Source organism: Mesorhizobium sp. B1-1-5 (assembly GCF_006443065.1).
Classification (GTDB): domain Bacteria; phylum Pseudomonadota; class Alphaproteobacteria; order Rhizobiales; family Rhizobiaceae; genus Mesorhizobium.
In genome coordinates this window covers 86,933-106,401 of sequence record NZ_VFWS01000003.1, presented here as the reverse complement: position 1 = coordinate 106,401, position 19,469 = coordinate 86,933, and the positions used below count along the sequence as shown (strand labels likewise).

Annotated in this window: 20 protein-coding genes and 1 pseudogene; 12 read left to right on the top strand and 9 right to left on the bottom strand. The window is 63.4% G+C overall.

Translation table 11 applies throughout. The features are described from left to right. Window positions 1-67 precede the first annotated feature (67 nt). Window positions 68-850, bottom strand: coding sequence for an AAA family ATPase (locus tag FJ980_RS02315; protein ID WP_140541336.1), 783 nt, complete (start codon window positions 848-850; stop codon window positions 68-70). A 44-nt stretch (window positions 851-894) separates the two neighbouring features. Then, window positions 895-1,716, bottom strand: a complete 822-nt coding sequence (locus FJ980_RS02310; protein WP_140541335.1) for an enoyl-CoA hydratase — start codon at window positions 1,714-1,716, stop codon at window positions 895-897. Between the two features lie 138 nt (window positions 1,717-1,854). Between FJ980_RS02310 and FJ980_RS02305 the strand changes: the two genes are divergently transcribed. The 5 genes and pseudogenes from FJ980_RS02305 (at window position 1,855) to rpsI (ending at window position 4,552) form a co-directional block, all read left to right on the top strand. Continuing rightward, window positions 1,855-2,310 carry a PaaI family thioesterase gene (locus FJ980_RS02305; RefSeq protein ID WP_140541334.1) on the top strand — a complete coding sequence of 152 codons (456 nt, stop codon included), beginning with the start codon at window positions 1,855-1,857 and terminating at the stop codon, window positions 2,308-2,310. A 44-nt stretch (window positions 2,311-2,354) separates the two neighbouring features. After that, window positions 2,355-2,538, top strand: a pseudogene (locus tag FJ980_RS02300) (type II toxin-antitoxin system HicA family toxin). Window positions 2,539-2,570: 32 nt separating this feature from the next. After that, the gene (locus FJ980_RS02295) at window positions 2,571-2,969 is read left to right on the top strand and encodes a type II toxin-antitoxin system HicB family antitoxin (protein WP_140541333.1); all 399 of its coding nucleotides are present in this window, start codon (window positions 2,571-2,573) and stop codon (window positions 2,967-2,969) included. Between the two features lie 648 nt (window positions 2,970-3,617). Then, the gene (rplM, locus tag FJ980_RS02290; RefSeq protein WP_040983169.1) at window positions 3,618-4,082 is read left to right on the top strand and encodes a 50S ribosomal protein L13; all 465 of its coding nucleotides are present in this window, start codon (window positions 3,618-3,620) and stop codon (window positions 4,080-4,082) included. Next, the gene (rpsI, locus tag FJ980_RS02285; protein WP_140541332.1) at window positions 4,082-4,552 is read left to right on the top strand and encodes a 30S ribosomal protein S9; all 471 of its coding nucleotides are present in this window, start codon (window positions 4,082-4,084) and stop codon (window positions 4,550-4,552) included. The genes rplM and rpsI overlap by 1 nt, the downstream gene beginning before the upstream one ends. 92 nt (window positions 4,553-4,644) lie before the next feature. On the opposite strand, the gene FJ980_RS02280 is transcribed toward rpsI, so the two are convergent. After that, window positions 4,645-5,553 (bottom strand): LysR family transcriptional regulator, encoded by a 909-nt coding sequence (locus tag FJ980_RS02280; RefSeq protein WP_140541331.1) that lies wholly within the window; start codon window positions 5,551-5,553, stop codon window positions 4,645-4,647. Window positions 5,554-5,648: 95 nt separating this feature from the next. On the opposite strand from FJ980_RS02280, the gene FJ980_RS02275 reads away from it, so the two are divergent. Continuing rightward, window positions 5,649-6,521 (top strand): aldo/keto reductase family oxidoreductase, encoded by an 873-nt coding sequence (locus FJ980_RS02275; protein ID WP_140541330.1) that lies wholly within the window; start codon window positions 5,649-5,651, stop codon window positions 6,519-6,521. A 220-nt stretch (window positions 6,522-6,741) separates the two neighbouring features. Here the strand turns inward: FJ980_RS02275 and FJ980_RS02270 are convergent, their stop codons facing one another. Together FJ980_RS02270 and FJ980_RS02265 are read right to left on the bottom strand one after the other, a co-directional pair. Next, a complete protein-coding gene (locus FJ980_RS02270; protein ID WP_140541329.1) occupies window positions 6,742-7,800 on the bottom strand; it encodes a glycerophosphodiester phosphodiesterase family protein in 1,059 nt (352 codons plus the stop codon). A gap of 83 nt (window positions 7,801-7,883) precedes the next feature. After that, window positions 7,884-9,098, bottom strand: coding sequence for an acyltransferase (locus FJ980_RS02265; RefSeq protein WP_140541328.1), 1,215 nt, complete (start codon window positions 9,096-9,098; stop codon window positions 7,884-7,886). A 124-nt stretch (window positions 9,099-9,222) separates the two neighbouring features. On the opposite strand from FJ980_RS02265, the gene speB reads away from it, so the two are divergent. Beyond that, window positions 9,223-10,224 (top strand): agmatinase, encoded by a 1,002-nt coding sequence (gene speB / locus FJ980_RS02260; RefSeq protein ID WP_140541327.1) that lies wholly within the window; start codon window positions 9,223-9,225, stop codon window positions 10,222-10,224. 29 nt (window positions 10,225-10,253) lie between these two features. Next, the gene (gene argC, locus FJ980_RS02255; protein ID WP_140541326.1) at window positions 10,254-11,186 is read left to right on the top strand and encodes an N-acetyl-gamma-glutamyl-phosphate reductase; all 933 of its coding nucleotides are present in this window, start codon (window positions 10,254-10,256) and stop codon (window positions 11,184-11,186) included. 52 nt (window positions 11,187-11,238) lie between these two features. Here argC and FJ980_RS02250 read toward each other — a convergent pair whose 3' ends face one another. After that, a complete protein-coding gene (locus tag FJ980_RS02250; protein ID WP_140541325.1) occupies window positions 11,239-12,330 on the bottom strand; it encodes a COX15/CtaA family protein in 1,092 nt (363 codons plus the stop codon). 151 nt (window positions 12,331-12,481) lie between these two features. Here FJ980_RS02250 and FJ980_RS02245 point away from each other — a divergent pair, with 151 nt between their 5' ends. Beyond that, the gene (locus FJ980_RS02245; protein WP_140541324.1) at window positions 12,482-12,697 is read left to right on the top strand and encodes a DUF2842 domain-containing protein; all 216 of its coding nucleotides are present in this window, start codon (window positions 12,482-12,484) and stop codon (window positions 12,695-12,697) included. Between the two features lie 33 nt (window positions 12,698-12,730). On the opposite strand, the gene FJ980_RS02240 is transcribed toward FJ980_RS02245, so the two are convergent. Continuing rightward, a complete protein-coding gene (locus tag FJ980_RS02240) occupies window positions 12,731-13,789 on the bottom strand; it encodes a polysaccharide deacetylase family protein (protein WP_140541323.1) in 1,059 nt (352 codons plus the stop codon). Between the two features lie 90 nt (window positions 13,790-13,879). Between FJ980_RS02240 and FJ980_RS02235 the strand changes: the two genes are divergently transcribed. Both FJ980_RS02235 and FJ980_RS02230 read left to right on the top strand, forming a co-directional pair. Further along, window positions 13,880-15,109, top strand: a complete 1,230-nt coding sequence (locus FJ980_RS02235) for a GNAT family N-acetyltransferase (protein WP_140541322.1) — start codon at window positions 13,880-13,882, stop codon at window positions 15,107-15,109. A gap of 221 nt (window positions 15,110-15,330) precedes the next feature. Then, on the top strand, window positions 15,331-15,573 hold the full coding sequence (locus FJ980_RS02230; RefSeq protein ID WP_246672195.1) for a hypothetical protein: 243 nt from the start codon (window positions 15,331-15,333) through the stop codon (window positions 15,571-15,573). 119 nt (window positions 15,574-15,692) lie between these two features. Here the strand turns inward: FJ980_RS02230 and FJ980_RS02225 are convergent, their stop codons facing one another. After that, complete coding sequence (locus FJ980_RS02225; RefSeq protein WP_140541321.1) at window positions 15,693-16,127, bottom strand: peptidylprolyl isomerase; 435 nt, start codon at window positions 16,125-16,127, stop codon at window positions 15,693-15,695. Between the two features lie 280 nt (window positions 16,128-16,407). Continuing rightward, window positions 16,408-18,639 (bottom strand): exopolysaccharide transport family protein, encoded by a 2,232-nt coding sequence (locus FJ980_RS02220; protein ID WP_140541320.1) that lies wholly within the window; start codon window positions 18,637-18,639, stop codon window positions 16,408-16,410. Window positions 18,640-18,902: 263 nt separating this feature from the next. Here FJ980_RS02220 and FJ980_RS02215 point away from each other — a divergent pair, with 263 nt between their 5' ends. Continuing rightward, window positions 18,903-19,466: a polysaccharide biosynthesis/export family protein gene (locus tag FJ980_RS02215; RefSeq protein WP_140541319.1), complete on the top strand. Its 564-nt coding sequence runs from the start codon at window positions 18,903-18,905 to the stop codon at window positions 19,464-19,466. Window positions 19,467-19,469 lie beyond the last annotated feature (3 nt).

The following is a 19,469-nucleotide window of genomic DNA, read 5'->3' as shown; positions in this document are numbered from 1 at the left end:
AGGCCACGCCTCGCGGCAGGCTTCTTCCACTTCCCAATTGAGATCTTCCCGGTTCACGCGCCCACCGCTAATCATCGCCTTCCCGCAGCGCCTCCTCCATAAACATCCCAGGATCGCTGCAGAAGTCGCGCATCATGCGAAAATGATCCGTGTCCTGAAAATCGAGCAGGTCGAGGCCGAAGCGGCCGATGCGGAAGAGCCGTGCGTTCGGGCAAGCCATCAGCAGCGGCGAATGCGTTGCCATGATCACCTGTGCGGTGCCCGACTGCTCCATGCGTTGAAGCAGTTTCAGCAGTTCGATCTGGCGCGTCGGCGACAGCGCGCTTTCGGGCTCGTCGAGAATGTAGATGCCCTGCCTGCGGCAACGCTCTTCGAAGAAGCGGATAAAGCCCTCGCCATGCGACCATGACAGGAAATCGGGCGGCGGCGGCTTGAACGGATCTTCGAGCGCGGCCCGGTCGAGATAGCGTGCGACGGAATAGAAGGATTCGGCCCGAAAGAACCAGCCGGCTGTGACCTTCGGCAGCCAATGGCCGCGCAGCGTGTTGGCGAGCGACGCGCCGCTCTTGTCGATGGCAATGGAGTGGTCGACCGGCATGTAACCTTTGCCGCCGCCGGCCTCGTCATAGCCGGCCAGCGCGCCGATGGCTTCGAGCAGTGTCGATTTGCCGGTGCCGTTCTCGCCGACGATGATGGTGATGGCGTTTGTGAATTCAAATTCGAATTCGCGGCCGTGGAAGATCGGCAGGTTCCACGGATATTGGTCCCAATCCGCGACGCGCGACGGCTCAAGCAGGATGCGCTTGAGGTAGGGCGCTTTCAGCCGCATCAGTTGCTTGCGGGCAGCCACGTCGAACCTTCAGCGATGGAATGGCTCGGTTCCATTCAAGCCGGCTACTCGTCGGTCCATTCGGGCTTGCGCTTGCCGATGAAGGCGCCGATGCCCTCCTCGGCGTCGCGCGCCAGCATGTTTTCCACCATCACGCGGCCGGTATGGGCATAAGCGTCGGCCAACCCCATTTCGGCCTGGGCGTAGAAAGCCTCCTTGCCGGTTTTGATCACCAAAGAGGATTTGGATGCAATGGTTTGCGCGTATTTGTTGACAACCTGAATCAGATATTCGCGCGGCACGATACGGTTGATCAGCCCGAACTCCTTGGCGGTCGCCGCGTCGATCGTCTCGCCGGTGAGCAGCATTTCCATCGCCTGCTTGCGCGAGACGTTGCGCGACAGCGCCACCATCGGCGTCGAGCAGAACAGGCCGATGTTGACGCCAGGCGTGCAGAAACTCGCCTCGTGCGAAGCGATGGCAAGGTCGCAGCTGGCGACCAGTTGCAGGCCGGCGGCGGTGGCGAGGCCGTCGACCTCAGCGATCACCGGTTTCGGGTGGCGCACGATCGTCTGCATCAGGTTCGCGCAAGCCGCGAAGGTCTTTTCGAAAAAGGCCTTGCCCCGATCCGGCTCGGCGCGATGCGCCGTCATTTCCTTGAGGTCATGACCGGCACAGAACACTTTTCCCGACGCCGCCAGGATGATGACGCGCACGGATCTGTCGGTCTTAACGCGATCGAATTCGGCCTGCAGCGCCGCCATGGTCGCCAGCGACAACGCATTGGCCGGCGGGCTGGCGAGCGTGAGGCGCAAGATATCCTTGTCCTGGCTGACAAGAACCGGGCCGTCGGCGACGGCGGGCTTGATGGCGACGACTTCGGCCACTTTCAAAAACCTCATGCTTATGGAGCAACAGAACTAGCACGCTGCCGGTTGAAGAACAGCCGCGAGACGTGTTTTCTCCGTCGCACCGTTTGGTCCAGGCGCACCGCCCGGAGCTGCTCATTCATATAGGACGCGCCGATGCCAGCCCAAAGCGATCTGAAGCCAATGCTCAACGCGGCGGAAGTCAATGCACTGATGGCAAGCGTCTATCCGCAGCTCAACGACAATTTCACCTCCTATGAGGCGATCGACGTTTTTCCGGGCGGCTGCACGGTGCGGCTGAACGCTGACGAGCGGCATCTGCGTCCCGGCGGCACGGTATCCGGTCCGGCGCTGTTCACGCTGGCCGACATCGGCGGTTACGTCTGCGTGCTCAGCCACGCCGGCCCCGACGCGCTTTCGGTGACGGTCAACCTCGACATCAATTTCATGCGCAAGGCCGAAGCCGGTCCGATCGACGGCCATTGCCGCATCCTGAAGCTCGGCAAGAGCCTGATGGTGTTCGATATCGATATTGTCGCCGGCCCGGACGGACACACCGTCGCGCACGCCACCGGCACCTATTCGATCCCTCGTAAGTCCTCTCAAAGTTGATACTGCGGCGAGATGTGTATATATATGCGCATAGGTGATATTTGATCGAGCGTGACAGTCGCCGCATCAAAGCGGCTAAGGGATGACGGCTTCGAATTGGTCTCAGTTCGGGGCTCACATCACAAATTCCGAAAAGGTGCCATTGTGCTTGTCGTTCCGCACCCGGAAAAAGATCTGCCAGTCGGCACCGCTCGCGCGATCGCCAAACAGGCAGGCTGGATTCGCTAGACCTGAATTCGTGCGCAACCAGGAGACTACAAATGAAGAACTACTTCGCGCTGGTTGAGAAGGATGTCGACAGCGCGTTTGGTATTCGCTTTCCCGATATTCCGGGTTGTTTTTCGGCGGCCGACGTACCTGAGGATATTATGCCGAATGCGGTCGAAGCTCTGCAGCTTTGGGCCGAGGATATGTCCGTGCCTGAGCCCTCCAGCCACGAGGCGATTGTATCGCTTCCCGATATCCGTGCCGCACTGTCGGAAGGAGCTTACTTGGTCTCGGTGCCGCTGATCGACAATGACAGCGCCGTGGTCAGGGCGAACGTGACGTTCGAACGCGGTGTCCTGCGCGCGATCGATGCCGCCGCGCGCGAGCGCGGTATTACCAGATCGGCATTTCTCTCGAGCGCTGCCCGCAAGGAAATCGAAGCCAAGCACTAGTGGCACTGCACAAGGATTTTGACCGGTCGGCTTCGGTCAACTCTGTTTTGCATTGGCAGGTGGCACGCGTTGGAGATTGGCCGAAACGCCCATCGCGATCGTCATTCCAGGGCGGAGCAGGAGCGAAGCTCCGTCGCGAAGACCCTGGAATCCATGCCGTTACCTTCGTCGAGGCGTGCAACGGAGCAGAATTCTGCACCGCAGCGGCACTTCCAAGTCACGGAATGGATTCTATGGTCTGCGGGCGTCGCTTCGCTCCTTGCTCCGCCATAGAATGACGACGTTGGGGCGGCGTTTGCGCTGATTACACGGAAATGAGTGGAAAATCTTACGCCAAGACAAACCCGCAAACCTTTCAAAATCCCTATGTCGGGAACTAGCGGGGACCGTCAGCGCCGATTTTATCGTGCGGTAAAATAATACCTTTCCTCTAATCCATTGTTTTTGCCACATTTTATTGGACGAACTCGTTTTCCGTTACCTTGACGCGACAAGCGCCCTCGCCTATAAGCCGACCCGAAGCAGCGGCCCGCAAAGGCCGCCGTTTTGTTATTGGCGGAGCGGCTCCGGTCATCCCGTCAATCCAAGCAACAAGAAACGCCTTCTCTGTCCCTCCTGGACGGGAAAGGTCAAACCTGAGAGCAAAACATGGCTACCTTTTCGCAGAAGCCTGCGGATGTGGTGAAGAAGTGGGTGCTGATCGACGCCGAAGGTCTCGTCGTCGGTCGTCTGGCCACTGTCATCGCCAATCATCTGCGCGGCAAGCACAAGCCCACCTTCACCCCGCATGTCGATGACGGCGACAATGTCATCGTCATCAATGCCGACAAGGTGGTGTTCACCGGCAAGAAGTACACCGACAAGGTCTATTACTGGCACACCGGCCACCCCGGCGGCATCAAGGAGCGCACCGCGCGCCAGCTGCTCGAGGGCCGTTTCCCCGAGCGTGTCGTCGAGAAGGCCGTCGAGCGCATGATCCCGCGCGGCCCGCTCGGCCGCCGCCAGATGAAGAATCTCCGCGTCTATGCAGGCGCCGAGCATCCGCACACCGCCCAGCAGCCCGTCACGCTCGACGTGGCCAAGCTGAACTCCAAGAACAAGAGGGCTTCGTAATGGCTGAGCTTTCCTCGCTCGCAGAACTCGGCACCATCGCCGCGCAGCCGGCCGCGTCCGTGCATGTCCAGAAGCTCGACAAGTCGGGCCGCGCCTATGCCACCGGCAAGCGCAAGAACGCCATCGCGCGCGTCTGGGTGAAGCCGGGCTCCGGCAAGATCACCGTCAACGACAAGGAATTCGCGAGCTATTTCGCGCGTCCGGTGCTGCAGATGATCCTCAACCAGCCGATCGTCGCGGCCAACCGCGCCGGCCAATACGACATCGTCGCCACCGTCATCGGCGGCGGCCTCTCCGGCCAGGCGGGTGCGGTGCGTCACGGCATCTCCAAGGCGCTGACCTACTACGAGCCGGGCCTGCGCTCGGTGCTCAAGAAGGGTGGCTTCCTGACCCGCGACAGCCGCGTGGTCGAGCGCAAGAAGTACGGCAAGGCGAAGGCCCGCCGCTCTTTCCAGTTTTCCAAGCGCTAAGGAGCGCTTGGGGGCAAGTTCTCGAAGCGCTAAGCGCCGCGAAGTCCGAGCATTTCGAAAAGGCCGCCTCCGGGCGGCCTTTTTGTTTTCTGCTACCAGTGCCCTATCGGCGTCTTGATGTAGTCGATAAAGGCGCGCAGCGGCGCCGGCACCAGCCGCCGCCCGGGATAGTAGAGAAACGGCCCCGAGAAGCTTTGCCACCACGGCTCGAGCACAGGTTCCAGGACGCCGTTGTCGAAATACGGGCGCACCCAGTCCTCGAAGAGCCAAAGAATGCCGACGCCGGCGATCGCCGCATCGATGGCGAGATCGACGCCGCCGCCGATGCTGACGACCAACGGCCCCGTGGTATCGACCCGCACCACCTCGCCGTCGCGCTCGAATTCCCAGGGCGTCATGACCCCGCTGGGAAAGCGGCCGCGCACGCACGCGTGCCCAAGCAGGTCACGCGGGTGTTGCGGCCGGCCGTGCCGATCGAGATAGGCTGGCGCGGCCGAGGTGGTGAAACGCTGCGTGCGCGGCCCGATCGGCACGGCGATCATGTCCTGCTCCAGCCGTTCGTCATAGCGGATGCCCGCATCGCAGCCGGCCACCAGCAGGTCGACAAAGTTCTCCTCCGCGATCACCTCCAGCCGGATGGCCGGATATGCAGCGAGAAATCCCGGAACGATCTTCGGCAGCACCAGCCGCGAGGCGCTTATCGGCACGTTGAGACGCAGGGTTCCGGCGGGCCGGTCGCGAAAGCCGTTCACCACATCGAGCGCGGCCTCCACCTCACCCAGCGCGGGGCCAAGACGCGCCAGCAGGCTTGCGCCTGCCTCGGTCAACGCAACACTGCGTGTGGTACGATTGAAGAGCCGCACACCAAGTTGGGTTTCCAGACGGCGGACGGCTTCGCTAAGCACTGACGCGCTGCCTGCGGTCACGCGGGCCGCTTCGCGAAAGCCGCCGGCGCGAGCGACGGCCATGAATGCCTGGAGGTCGTTGAGATCAGCCGCCATTGTTCTTATTTCCGCACAGGTCGTGCTGGTTATACCCGGTTATCAGGACAGCAGCCATCCCTTATCTCCCTCGCCGACAGCGAAGGAGAGCAACAATGTCCAGTGTAGACAAATCCGGTATTTATAAACTCGGCGACCGCTCGGTGCATCGGCTCGGCTATGGCGCCATGCAGCTGGCGGGCAAAGGCGTGTACGGTCCGCCGAAGGACCATGACGCGGCCATCGCCGTACTGCGCGAAGCGATAGCGCAAGGCGTGAACCATATCGACACCAGCGACTACTACGGTCCGTACGTCACCAACAAGCTGATCCGGGAGGCGCTATCGCCCTACCCCGACGACCTCACCATCGTCACCAAGATCGGCGCCCGTCGTGGGGAAGACGGCTCCTGGCTGCCGGCTTTTACAGCTGATGAGCTCGAACAGGCCGTGCACGATAATCTTCGCAACCTTGGCCTCGAGGTGATGGACGTCGTCAATCTGCGCATCATGTTCGGGGTGCACGGCCCAGCGGAGGGCTCCATCGAGGCGCAGGTCACCAAGCTTGCCGAGCTTCAGCGCAACGGCCTGGTACGCCATATCGGCTTGAGCAACGTCACCCGCGCGCAGATCGCGGAAGGCCGCAAGATCTGCGAGATCGTCTGCGTGCAGAACCAGTACAACCTCGCGCACCGAAACGATGACGCGCTGATCGATGAGCTCGCGCGCGACGGCATCGCTTATGTGCCGTTCTTTCCGCTCGGCGGGTTCAGTCCACTGCAGTCCTCGACCCTGTCGAGGGTGGCGGAACGGCTTGGAGCGACGCCGATGCAGGTGGCGCTGGCGTGGCTGCTGCAGCGTTCGCCGAACATCCTCTTGATCCCGGGCACGTCGTCGGTCGAGCATCTGCGCGAGAATCTGGCGGCGGCGGAGCTCGAGCTGTCGGGGGATGTGCTCGGCGAGTTGGAGGGCGTGGCGAAGGCGGCGTGATGGACGATTAGCTGATCTCCCCCCTTGTGGGGGAGATGGCCGGCAGGCCAGAGGAGGGCGCGAAGGAACGCCGTCCCTAACGAGCTTGCGATCGATAATGACTTGGGAATGCGGGCGCGATTGACCTAGACACTGGATAGGCCGGCGGGACAGCGCCCCCCTCTGCCCTGCCGGGCATCTCCCCCTCAAGGGGGGAGATTGGCAGCTCCAGCGCCGCGCTCTAATTGATACTCGCCGTATGCGCCGGCTCAGCCTGCTTGATGTCCGTCGTGTAAGGCACGCGATAGCCATTGGCGGCCAGCCACTCGATCGCCGCTTTCGGCTCGTCGGTCTGGATGATGGTGGCGCCGCGGTCGACCCAGAAACCCCAGGCTTCGCGCGGCAGGCTGGCGGCGACGGCAAGCTCGTCGCCGCGACCGCCGGCGAGGAAGCCGCCCGGCTTGTTGACGACGGCGTAGGTGTCGGCCCAGAGGTGCCAGTCGCCCCGCGCCGCTTCCGCCCGCATGCGGGTGCTGAACAGCGGTCCGCCGGTCGATGTCAGCGTCTCGGCGCCGTTGCGCCAAGTGATCAATTCGACGGCGCGCGGCGCGAAGGCCTTGTCGACCTCGCTGGCGAAAACTGCATCATGCACGGCGTCGTCGGCAAGGATCGGCATGAACTGGAAGCCGCCACCGGCCTGGGTAATCGCCGCGCTCGCGGCATCGATGCGCTGCCGGTTCCAGAGATTCTCCTTGACGATCACCTGATCGGCCATGCCGAGATCGCGCGCCTCCGCGACCATGCTAGGCAGGTCGGTCACCTCCAGCTTGTTGTCGAGATTGATCAGGATCCGGTCCCTGGTCGTCAGCAGCATCTCGCGCAGTGTCGATACAGTCTCTTTGGTGACGGCGCCCGTGCCCTCGACGACCAGCCGGCATTTCTTAAGCTCGGCCAGCGTGTATTTCACCACCTCGCCCTTGCACGTGGTCGTGCGGTCGAGCCAGCTGTCATGCATGATGACGAACTCGCCGTCTTTCGCGCGCCGGACGTCGACCTCGACGATCTCGGCGCCGATCGCGATCGAGCCCTCGACCGCGGCCAGCGAATTCTCGGCGTAAAGCGTCTTGCCGGCCTGCATGCTGCCGGCGCGATGCGCGGCGATCATCACATGGTCACGCCACTGGTTGGCATGCTCGAAGCGGTCGAGAATCTGGCTGGCCCGGCTTTCACCGGCTAAGCTTTGCCCCGCAACGGTGGCAAGGGCGGCGGAAAAGGCAAGGCTCAGCCAGAGTGTTCGCATCGGGGAATCGCTCCGTTCCGGGTTGGGACCCGGTTAGGCGATGCCCATGACAGCGCAGTGAACGAAGCCGGCTAGTTTTTGGATCAAATCCGCTTGGAAAGGCGGCGGAACCAGGCCAGCGCCGGCATTTCGACGAAGCGCCATGTGAACCATGACGCGGCGATGACGGCGATCAACATCGCGGCCAAAGCCGCGAAGCCGATCCAGGGCGAGCCGGTGCCGAAGCCGGTCGCATGGTCGCCGCGCAGCATCAGGTCGCAGACTATGCCGAGCCCAAGCTTGCGTTCGATCAGGCCGCCGACATTGATCATGCGGGCCTGGACGAAGATATGGACCATGTAGATCGAATAGGAGAGCGAGCCGAGCAGCAGCATCGGCCGGCTGCGCAAGGCCAAGCTGACCCACCCGCCCTCATGGGCAAAGAGATAAAGCGCCAGCGCGAAGACGACCGGTGCGGCAATGCCGGCGTCATTCGTTCCCGCCACCGAAACGAACAGCGCGATCACGACGATCATCGCCAGCTCGGCCAGCGTCCAGGCGAGGCGCCCTGCCCCGCCGCTCAGCGCCTGTCGCGCCTCTGCAATGGAATCGTGCTGAAACCAGGCAAGCAGCGCGCCGAGCGAGAAGCCGTAAAGACAGCGGATGAAGCCGAAATCGAAGGACACGTCCATATGGCGCGTCGAGACCGCGAGCAGGAAAAGCGGCGCCGTCACGGCTGCGGCGACGAGCCATATCCAGGCACGCTGGCCGGCGGTGAGCACGACGGCGGCGAAAAGCAGATAGGTGAAGAACTCGGCCGAGATGCTCCAGCTCGGCGCGTTCCAGCTCAGATGATCCTCAACACCCATGCCCTGCAGAAGGAAAAGGTTGGCGACCAGGCTCTTCAGGTCGAAGCCTGCGGTGAAGGGCGCCGGGCCCGTTCCGTGAAGCGCCGGCAGCACGAGCCGCAGCGCCTCGAAGCCGGCGAAGGCGGCGAGCATCAGGAGATGCAGCGGATAGATGCGGCCGAAACGCACGAGCGCGAACCGTGCAAGGTCGTCCTGCCCGGCGAGCCGCCCGCCATAGGCGCTGGCAATGACGAAGCCGGAGAGCACGAAGAAGAAATCGACGAACAGGTAAGAGCCGCCGACAAAGGCGCTCTGCGACACTATCGAGGAGGTCGGGAAGTGGAACAGCGCCACCAGCAGCGCGCAGATGCCGCGCCAGGAATCCAGCACCAGGAAACGCTCTCCGGCCGTCGTGCCGACACGGGTCGCGGCGGGCGCGGATGCAAGATTAAGCAAGGCGGTCTCAGCCATAATGATACAGGTCCTGTGTTGCCGTGGCACTCGCCGAGCGCAGCTTCGTTTCCGCAAGCTGTGACTGGCATGTTGCGTGCCGGTTCTGTAGTTGTGGCTGCCCCGACGAAACCGAGGATTCCTAATGGCGAACAATGAGATCGACCATGCCTTCATCGCCCGCTCCAAGACGGGCGCGTCGTTCGAGCCGACCTATGCCGGCGCGCTGTCGTTCATGCGGCGCAAATATACGAAAGACGTGAAGGGCGCGGACGCGGTCGTGTGGGGCATTCCCTTCGACGCCGCCGTCACCAACCGGCCCGGCGCCCGCTTCGGACCGCAGGCGATCCGCCGCGCCTCGGCGATCCTCGACAACGATCCGCAATATCCATTCTCGCGCGACCTCTTCGAGCATCTTTCAGTGGTGGACTATGGCGATTGCCTGCTCGACAGCGGCAATCACCAGAAGACTCCCGGCACGATCGAGCGCGAGGCGGCCAAAATCCTGAAATCAGGCGCGTTCCTTTTGACGCTGGGCGGCGACCATTTCGTCACCTGGCCGCTGCTCAAGGCGCATGCCGCGATCCACGGGCCGCTTGCGCTGGTGCAGTTCGACGCGCATCAGGACACCTGGCCCGACGACGGCAAGCGCATCGATCATGGCTCCTTCGTCGCCCGCGCGGTGAGGGAGGGCATCATCGACCCCGATCGCTCGATCCAGGTCGGCATCCGCACGCATGCGCCCGACACGTTCGGCATCAAGATCCTCTACGGCCATGAGGTCGAGGAGATGCGGGCCTCCGACATCGCCTATGCGATCGTCGAGCGCACCGGTGGCAAGAAGACTTATCTCACCTTTGACATCGACTGTCTCGACCCGGCCTTCGCGCCCGGCACCGGCACACCGGTGGCAGGCGGCCCCTCCTCGGCCAAGATGCTGTCGACGCTGCGCCAACTCGGCCAGATCGACATCGTCGGGGCCGACATCGTGGAGGTTGCGCCGGCCTATGATCATGCCGATATAACGGCAATCGCCGGATCGATCATCGCCATGCATTATCTCGGTCTGCTGGCGGAGCGAAAGGCGCGGCTCGACGAACTGAGCAACGGCAATCATGCCGCGGCAAATCACGCCTACGGCATATGACATTGGAATCGCGAGGAATTTGGCAAGCGATGAAACCGAAAATCTTCATTGACGGCGAACACGGCACGACAGGCCTGCAGATTAGGGCGCTGCTGGCCGACCGTGGCGACCTGGAGATCATCTCCATCCCGACGGAACGCCGCAAGGAGACTGCCGCCCGCGCCGAGTTCCTCAACGCGGCCGATGTCGCGATCCTTTGCCTGCCGGATGCGGCGGCCAAGGAAAGCGTGTCGCTGATTGCGAACGATACAACCAAGGTGATCGACGCCTCGACCGCGCATCGCGTGGCCGAGGGGTGGGAGTATGGCTTCGCCGAAATGGACAAGGACCAGGCGAAGAAGATCGGCAGCGCGCGACGCGTCGCCAATCCGGGCTGCTGGCCGCAAGGGCCGATCGCGACGCTGCGGCCGCTGGTTGCGGCCGCCCTGCTGCCTGCCGACTTCCCGGTGACCGTCAACGGCATTTCCGGCTATTCAGGCGGCGGCCGGCCGATGATCGAGGACTATGTCGGAAAAGGCGAGGACGCGCCCGAGTTCCTGCCCTACGGGCTGACGCTGCAGCACAAGCATGTGCCAGAACTCCGCACCTATGCAAAGCTGTCGCACGACCCGATCATGCAGCCGGCCGTGGGCAATTTCGCGCAGGGCATGATCACCGTGGTGCCGCTGCAGCTCGGCGGTCTCGACCGGGTGCCGACCGGCGCCGAGCTTCACGCGGCGATTGCCGACCACTATGCGTCGATCGATGGCGGCGTAGTCGAGGTCGCGCCCTACACCCATATGGAGCGCATCCCGGAGATCGATCCGGAGATCTATAACGGCACCAACCGGATGAAGGTCTATGTGTTCGCCAATGACGAGAGGGCGCAGGCGCTGCTGATGGCCGTCTACGACAATCTCGGCAAGGGCGCGTCGGGCGCCGCGGTGCAGAACCTCGACCTGATGCTCGGCATCAAGCACTGAGCGGTCGTAAACCTGGAGCTTGCTGCCGCCGAGGCGATCCGCAAGGTTCGCCTCAGCCTCTGACGCGTATATCGGTCGGCAGCGGATAGGCGCCCTTGGTGCCGCGCCAATGCGCGGCAGCGAAGCCAAGCAACACAAGCGCGATCGTCTGATGCGTCAACGCCATGTGCAGCGGCACCTGCATCAATAGCGTGCCGATGCCGATCGAGGCCTGGACGACCACCAGCGCGAACAGAAGCGTGGCCCGGCGGGCATGGGTGGTGCCAGGCTGGCGCCGCCACGTCGCGATCATATGCCAGAGCGCCACGACAAAGATCGCATAGGCGCCCAGCCGATGGACGAACTGCACCGTCTTCGGGTTTTCAAAGAAGTTCAGCCAGGCGGGCTTCAGAAGAAGCAGATCGGAGGGGATCACCTTTCCATCCATCAGCGGCCATGTGTTGTAGGAAAGGCCCGCGTGCAGCCCCGCGACCAGCCCGCCGAGATAGATCTGGATCAGCGTCAGCAGCACGATGACGCCGGCGAGCCGCTGCGTCGACCGGTCGGCGGCCGGCTCGGAATGCGGCGCCAGGCCGCGCGCCACCACCATTGTCGCCGTGAAGATCAGCGCGGCAAGCGTCAGATGCGTCGCCAGCCGGTATTGGCTGACCGAGACGCGGTCGACTAGGCCCGAAGCTACCATCCACCAGCCGATGGCGCCTTGCAGTCCGCCGAGCAGAAGGATGCCGAGGAGCTTCAGCCCGAGGCCGCGTTCGATGCGGCGCGTCGCCCAGAAGAACAGCAGCGGCAAGGCAAAGACCACCCCGACGCTGCGCGCCAGGATGCGGTGCGCCCACTCCCACCAGAAGATCGATTTGAAATCCTCGACGCTCATGCCCTTGTTGATCTCGGCATATTGCGGGATCTGCTGGTAGCGCTGGAACTCTTCCTGCCATTCGGCGTCGTTGAGCGGCGGGATGACGCCGTGGATCGGCTGCCACTCGGTGATCGACAGCCCCGAGCCGGTGAGACGCGTGGAACCGCCGACCAGCACCAGCGCGACCAGCACCAGCAGCACGACGTAGAGCCAACCGCGCACCAAAGCGCGGTTGTGGAGATCGCGGTCGCGTGCGGCATAGGGAGCCGTGGCGGTGATGGCAGCCATTTCGCTTTCCCGGCGGTTGAAACGCGCGATTGGTGGACCAAGGCCGCTCAACTGGCAAGACTGGACAGCGCGGCACGCCGTCGCGCCGGGCCGCGACGGTTGCGCCCTCTTGTCATTCGGCCTAAGCGGGGCGAGTCAACGGAACCGCAACATGCCCATTCGCCTGAAAAAGCTGATCGGAACCATATTGCTGGTGGCGCTGGTCGTCTTCTACGCGCTGATCGCCTCCGCCATCGCGGTCACCAGGCTCGCCGAATACGGGCCCACGGCGCATCTCCTGTTCTTCCTGCTCAGCGGCTTTCTCTGGGTCCTGCCGGCCATGGCCATCATCAAATGGCTGATCATCGAGCCGCGCCCGAAGGGCTGATCCTAACCGGCGTCAGGCAAGCGCTAGGCAGGCCTAGACCGTAACGACCATCTTGCCCGCATTGGCCAGCGGCGTCGTGATGCCGGACAGCATCGTGCGGATATGCGCTAGGCTCTGATAGCGGCCATTGACGGAAATGCGCGGCAGCGCGTGCAGGAAGCCGGCATGCTCGGCGCGCAGCACGCCATGCCGCGTGGTCACCGCCGAGGCATAGCCTGCGTCGCGGGCAAAGCCCACCTCGCGGCAGCCGACCGCGCTGGCATAGCCATAGGGGTAAGCCAGATGACGCGGCTCCTCGCCGAGCTTTTCCTTGAGGACGCGGCGGACGTCGCCGATCTCATGGCGCGCATCGGCCTCGGACAGCCGCTTCAAGTTCCGATGGTTGACGGTGTGCGCACCGATGGTCACCAACGGGTGCGCGGCCATGATGCGAAGCTCATCCCAGTTCATCAACGTGCATGGGCGGCCCGAGCCGATTTTGAACCCAATCGAACGGGCGAGCTCGCGCAGCGCAGCGCCCTGCTCTTCCTCGGGGACTTCCAAGGTCAACCAGGCGTTCAGCCGCGCGACGGCCTGGATCTTTCGGCCTTGTGTCGAGCAATCGATCGCCGTCGACTTGCCCGCCATCGTCAGCGTCAGGCGTGAGCAGGTGTCGACGATGTCCTCGATCACGTCCCACCAGAGATCGACGGCGCCGTCGATCAGGCCGGGGGCGACGTAGATGGCGATCGGCGCGCCGTGTTTTTCCAGGATCGGAAGCGCCTCGGTCATGTTGTCGCGATAGGCGTCGTCGGCAGTGATCGTGGCGAACTGGCCGCCTTTCCCGCCCGTCTTGATGCGTTCGATCGCTTCATCAAGGGAAACAAAGGCATAACCACGCCCCTTCATGTCCGAGATCAGCCTGTCGAGGAAAGTGGGAGCGATGTTCAGATGCCGATTGACGCTGTTCGGCTTCTCCGGTGCCGCGGTGACGCGGTGCAGCATCAGGATAGCGCCGATGCCGCCGACAAACGGCCGCGCCAGAGGCGCAAGGCCGGAGTAGCGGGCAAGATTCAGCGCCAGTTTCCGGATTGCATCGCCCCCGTCGATCATTCCTTCACCTTTTGCGCCTAGGCTTATTCAAGCACGACATTCGCCTATGCGAACCCCAGGTTGCAACCAATACGTCTTAAGGATTGAGGGATGGTTGACGCCACCGCGTCATTTGACGGCAATCGGGTCGCGGCCAATGAGGCTTCCGCGCGCCCGGTGCTAGCCGACCAGGACCGGTGGACTGCGACCGCAAGCGACGGCACCGGCGTTGCCGACTACGTGCAATTCTGCGCCTCGGCGCTGTTCGCGCCGGCGCAAAGCGCATCCTGGGTGAGCAACTGGGCGGCCGCGACCGGCGCCGACATGGTTGTCGCGACGCTCTCCAGCGATGGCCGCCCGGCGCTGTCGCTGGCCCTGGAGATCGTGCGAAGCGGCCCGTTCAATGTTGCCCGTTTCGCCGGCGGGCGCCACGCCAACGGCAATTTCGCCGCCGCCGACCCGCGTTTCCTGCCTGCTATCGACGGCCGGGCAATCCGCTCGATGTTCCAGGCAATCGCGCGGGCGCGGCCGGATATCGACCTGATCTCGCTGGAAAGGCTGCTGCCAGACCTCGACGGCGTCGCCAACCCGCTGGCCGCGCTGCCCGGCTTTCCAAGTCCGAACCTTGCGCTTGCGGTCGATCTCGACGGCGGGTTCGACGCGCTGCTGTCGCGCGCGAGCGGCAAGCGCAAACGCAAGAAGCACCGCTCGCAGACGCGCAAGTTCGAGGCTGTCGGCGCCTTCCGCCGCATCGAGGCCCGCACCCGCGAGGAGGTCGACAGGCTGCTCGATGCCTTCCTCGAGATGAAGGAGGTGCGTTTCGCCAAGATGGGCATCGCCAATGTCTTCGGCGACAGGCAAGTACGCGACTTCTTCCGGGCGCTTTTCGCCGATGCGCTGGCCGAGGAAAAGCCGCCCTTCCTGCTGCACGGCCTGGACGTGGCGGGCAAGCTGCGCGCGGTGACCGGCTCCAGCCGGTCCGGCAAGCGGCTGATCTGCGAGTTCGGCGCTATCGCCGAGGACGATCTCTCGTCCACCAGCCCGGGCGACTTCCTGTTCTTCGACAACATCCAGGAAGCCTGCGAGCTCGGCTTCGATGTGTATGACTTCTCGGTCGGCGACGAGCCTTACAAGCGGCTCTGGTGCGACATCGAGGTCCAGCATTTCGAGGTGCTTGCGCCGCTAACACTTAAAGGCCGCGCATTGGCGACGACGATGCGGCAAGGCGCGCGCGCGAAGGCCTTCATCAAGAACAACCCGACGGTCTGGAAGCTGACCAAGATGCTGCGCCGCAAGGCTGCCGGACAGGCGACGCCCGCCGCGGTCGAGGACGACAGCTAGAGCAATTCCAGGAAAAGTGTGAGCGGTTTTCCGTCCGGAATTGCGTAAAAACAAAGAGATAGAGCGGTTCGCCGTTTCCGTGAAACGGTGAAACGCTCTAGGCTGGCAAGAGTCGCACAATCGCCGTCGCGTTCCCAGGCGATGCGGGCAAACGGGCCGAGACCCAGAGGACCCGACGGAACCTATCGAGTGCCGAGAGGTTTTCGCACTCGGAAGGAGACATGGCTATGGCTAAGTGCGACCAGTGCGGCAACGACTATGACAAGGCATTCCTGGTGAGCCTGGGCGGGCAAACCTACACGTTTGACAGCTTCGAGTGCGCTGTCCAGAAGCTTGCGCCGACCTGCCCGCATTGCAGGGTACGGATCATGGGGCATGGCGTCGAGCAGGGCGATGTCATCTATTGCTGCGCGCATTGCGCCGGGCAGGAAGGGGCCAACGCCTTGACCGATCGCGCGCCTTGATATGCGCGGTCCCTTTGATCCTTCGCCGAAGGGCCGTGCGGGAAGCCTTTTCCAGAGGTCAACGGAATCGTCGTGCTCAACGGCAAGATTCTTGGCAGCGCACTTAACTGCGACCCTGACTACGCCGCCTGAACGATCTCGACCAGTTCAACGTCGAACACCAGGTCCTTTCCGGCCAACGGATGATTGCCGTCGAGCTTGACGCTGGCGTCGTCCACGCCGATGACCGTCACTTGCATGGGACGGCCCTCGCGGCTGCGGGCCTGCAATCGGGCGCCAACATCGACGTTGATGTTTGCCGGCACGCTGGCGCGGTCGATGGTTACCACCGCTTCGGGGCGATGGGGGCCATAGGCAGCGTTGGCGGGAACGGTGACGGTGCTTTTCGTGCCGACTTCCATGCCCTCCACATGCGTTTCGAGACCAGGAATTACCTGTCCTTCACCCAGTGTAAACTGCAGCGGTTCACCGCCGGAAGAATCGAATTGGGTGCCGTCGACCAGACGCCCGGTGTAGTTGATGCGTACAGTGTCGCCGTTCTTGGCCTGTGTCATAACAGCCATCCTTGGGAGTTTGGGGGACCGGCCTAGGGTTCACGGTCCCGCTGTCGATCATCCACGCATGAAGGTGCGTAGCGCGAAACATCAGAACTAGGTGCTTTGCCGCCGATGTAAAGTGCGGGAGCCGCCGAGAATGCCCGGGCCGGTCCTCTAGCCCGAGGGTTGTCATGCCCGCATCCACTGAACCGTGCTCGATACGTCGCGGTCCCGGCCTCTGCTCCCAGTATCTAGAGGCGTTCGTAAGTGTGCAGAACAGCCCTATTGGCCCGCAGCCTTATGCAGCCGACCGGCGTCCGGGCAATGGATCTCCCGGCTCATGGCCGACCGGCGTGACCAGCGTGAGGTCCGGATAGCCGTTCTCGATCAGCTTGACCGCGGCCTGCGTCACTTGGTCGTCGGCTTCCAGCATGGACAGGAAGACTTCGGTGCCGCCGCCGACCAGGCGGCCGATGCCTTGCGCGTCGGCCGGACCGCATTCGACCACGACGAGATCGTAGGCCGTGGTCAGCGACTGCATGATGATGGGCAGCCGGTCAGCGGCGCGCATGGCGCGGACAGGGTCGGCGGTGCCGACCGGAATGACATGCGCATCCGAATAAAGATCGGGGTGGATGACGTCGCTGAACTGCGCTTCGGAAGCAAGCAGATTGGTGATGCCCGGGAAAAGGCTCGAATCCAGCATCGGCCGCGATGCGGCGCCCGATGCCGTGAGGTCAAGCAGCAGCACGCGCAGGCCGGCGTCGGATACTTCACGCGCCACGAGCACGGCGGACGCGGCCGCTTCATCGCCTTCCGGCGACACGAAGATCGCACGCGCCGCACCGGAACCGATCAGCTTCTCGGCAGCCTTGTCGACATCGATCTCGCCGAGCCTGGACGGACCCGGTTTGGGTTCGGGCTCGGGCATTGGTTGCCCTGCCGCAACGGTAGCGGCTTCAAATTTCTCATTCTGCGCGATCGGCGCCTGCCTCTCCGGCCGTCGCTCGCTGGCCATGGCCGCCTCATAGGGCGCGAAAGGACCGTGGTCGTCCTCGATTTCGGCTACGACCGGCTCGGAACGCGCCGCTGGCATCGCCACCTGCTCGATATCGGTAAAGCGGGCGCCGGGGGCAGGACGCATGGCGCGGCCCGAGAACAGCTCGCCAAGCAGCGTGCCGATCGCCATCAGCAGCAGCGAAGCCGCGGCGGCAGCTCCGGTGATCGGCCCGATCTTCGGGAAGTAAGGTTGCGACGGCACCTGGGCCTGCGCGATCAGGCTCGCCGCCACAGGCGAGTATCTGCGATCTTTGCGCGAGGCTACCGCATTGTAACTTGCCATATAGGATTCAAGCTGTTGGCGCTGAACGTTCGCGTCACGCTGCAAGGCATCCAGCTGCACCTGCTGCTCGCCGGCGCGCGCTGACGCGGCCTTCAAGGTGTTGACGTCCGCGATCAGCTGATCCTCGCGGGCCTTCGCCGTCTGAGCCTGAGCCGACAGCCCCCGGATGATCTTTTGCGCCTCATTGCGAATCTGGCCGTCGAGGTCGGCAAGTTGCGACTTCAGCGCCCGGATGCGCGGATGATTGTCCAGCAGGGTTGTGGAAAGATCGGCGATATTGGCCCTCAGCTCCACCTGGCGCTCGCGCAGACGCTGGATCAACTCGGAAGACAGGACTTCCGGCACGCTGTCCAGCGAACCGCCATTCTGCAGCGCCCGGCGCACGCTCTCGGCGCTCGCCTCAGCGGCGGCGCGGCTGGCGCGCACGCGCGACAATTCGCTCGACAGCTCAGAGAGCTGCTGGGTCGGAAGCACCGAATTGTTGCCGCCCATCAGCAGGTCGGACTGGGCGCGGAACGCCGCGACCTTGGCCTCGGCATCCCTCACGCGATTCTGCAGATCGGCGATTTCGGGTGCCAGAAAGTTGGTCGCGGCGGCGTTCGATTCGAGCTTGGCGTCGCCCTTCGAGGCGATATAGGCCTCGGCAATGCCATTCGCGACCGCTGCAGCAAGCTTGGGATCCTTCGAGGCGAACTCGATCGCGATCGCGCGCGTCTTTTCAACGGCGTAGACATTGAGCTTGTCGTGCATGGCGTTCAGCACACGCTCGTCCGGCGGGATATCGAAGGGATCGCTTTTCAAGCCTACGAGCACAAGCACACGCCCGAGCGACGACATTTTCAGCGTTTCGTCGAACTCCGGCAACTTGTCCAGGTTGAGCTTGGTCGCCACCTGCTTGAGGATGTCGGGTGAGGAAATGATCTGGACCTGGGTGGCCACGCCCTGCTCGTCGAGAATCGGCTTGTCGTCATCGTTGGTGCCCGGCGGCCGGGTGTATTCCGATTCGCGCGACCCGATCTCCAGCTTGGCTGTCGCCTTATAATAGGGCGTCGCGAGCCAGGCGAAGGCGAAGGCCAGCCCGGTGACCAAAAGCGTCACAAAAACAATGCGCAGCCAGTTCCTCGCCAGGCTGGCAAAGAGCTGTCTCAGATCGACATCGACGTCTGCGGCCGCTGACTGAACGGACATGCATCCTGCTCCGAGCTTTGAGTCGAGGCTGGACCGTAAAGAACTATGGTAACTCACCCGTTAAGATCAGAATGAATGCTTATTAGAGGGCGCTCAAAGAACATTGCGCGAAAGCAATAGAACAATTGGGCTTTTTACCGATCTCCGGTCTCCCGGACCGAGCTCCTTTACCGCCCATTAACCCTAACAGGATGATAACGGTCGCACTTTCCTGGGGTTGTGCCGCGGCTTGCGGCAAGAGCGATGAAGGTTCCTGGCCGGTCATGAAAAGCACTGCTTCCCTCTTTCGCGCTTTGCTTGCCCTGTCGCTGCTCACCGGCTGCTCGAGCTACCGCCCGACACCCGCCGCCTTTCACGAAGTGCTCGATCAGCCCTACCGACTCGGCGCCGGCGATCGCGTCCGTGTCACGGTGTTCGAGCAGGACGGGTTGACCAACACCTACAGCGTCGACCAGTCCGGCTATCTGTCCTTTCCGCTGGTCGGCGCCGTGCCGGCGCGCGGCCACACCGCGCAGCAGTTGGAAAAGGCGATCGCCGACAAGCTGCGCCAGGGCTATCTGCGCGATCCCGACGTTTCGGTCGAAATCGACCGCTACCGGCCGATCTTCGTCATGGGCGAAGTGGGCGCTGCCGGGCAGTATTCCTACGTGCCGGGACTCACGGTGCAGAAGGCGGTCGCCATTGCCGGCGGCTTCACGCCGCGCGCCAATCAGGGGAGCGTCGACATCACCCGCGACATCAACGGCAAGGTGATGACCGGGCGGGTGCTGACATCCGATCCGCTTCTGCCCGGCGACACCGTCTACGTCCGCGAACGGCTGTTCTGAAAA

Coding starts and splice junctions, on each gene's coding strand:
- FJ980_RS02305 (WP_140541334.1), top strand. CDS start 1,855: ATGCCAGCCCAAAGCGATCTGAAGCCAATGCTCAACGCGGCGGAAGTC.
- FJ980_RS02295 (WP_140541333.1), top strand. CDS start 2,571: ATGAAGAACTACTTCGCGCTGGTTGAGAAGGATGTCGACAGCGCGTTT.
- rplM (WP_040983169.1), top strand. CDS start 3,618: ATGGCTACCTTTTCGCAGAAGCCTGCGGATGTGGTGAAGAAGTGGGTG.
- rpsI (WP_140541332.1), top strand. CDS start 4,082: ATGGCTGAGCTTTCCTCGCTCGCAGAACTCGGCACCATCGCCGCGCAG.
- FJ980_RS02280 (WP_140541331.1), bottom strand. CDS start 5,553: ATGGCGGCTGATCTCAACGACCTCCAGGCATTCATGGCCGTCGCTCGC.
- FJ980_RS02275 (WP_140541330.1), top strand. CDS start 5,649: ATGTCCAGTGTAGACAAATCCGGTATTTATAAACTCGGCGACCGCTCG.
- FJ980_RS02270 (WP_140541329.1), bottom strand. CDS start 7,800: ATGCGAACACTCTGGCTGAGCCTTGCCTTTTCCGCCGCCCTTGCCACC.
- FJ980_RS02265 (WP_140541328.1), bottom strand. CDS start 9,098: ATGGCTGAGACCGCCTTGCTTAATCTTGCATCCGCGCCCGCCGCGACC.
- speB (WP_140541327.1), top strand. CDS start 9,223: ATGGCGAACAATGAGATCGACCATGCCTTCATCGCCCGCTCCAAGACG.
- argC (WP_140541326.1), top strand. CDS start 10,254: ATGAAACCGAAAATCTTCATTGACGGCGAACACGGCACGACAGGCCTG.
- FJ980_RS02250 (WP_140541325.1), bottom strand. CDS start 12,330: ATGGCTGCCATCACCGCCACGGCTCCCTATGCCGCACGCGACCGCGAT.
- FJ980_RS02245 (WP_140541324.1), top strand. CDS start 12,482: ATGCCCATTCGCCTGAAAAAGCTGATCGGAACCATATTGCTGGTGGCG.
- FJ980_RS02240 (WP_140541323.1), bottom strand. CDS start 13,789: ATGATCGACGGGGGCGATGCAATCCGGAAACTGGCGCTGAATCTTGCC.
- FJ980_RS02235 (WP_140541322.1), top strand. CDS start 13,880: ATGGTTGACGCCACCGCGTCATTTGACGGCAATCGGGTCGCGGCCAAT.
- FJ980_RS02230 (WP_246672195.1), top strand. CDS start 15,331: ATGGCTATGGCTAAGTGCGACCAGTGCGGCAACGACTATGACAAGGCA.
- FJ980_RS02225 (WP_140541321.1), bottom strand. CDS start 16,127: ATGACACAGGCCAAGAACGGCGACACTGTACGCATCAACTACACCGGG.
- FJ980_RS02220 (WP_140541320.1), bottom strand. CDS start 18,639: ATGTCCGTTCAGTCAGCGGCCGCAGACGTCGATGTCGATCTGAGACAG.
- FJ980_RS02215 (WP_140541319.1), top strand. CDS start 18,903: ATGAAAAGCACTGCTTCCCTCTTTCGCGCTTTGCTTGCCCTGTCGCTG.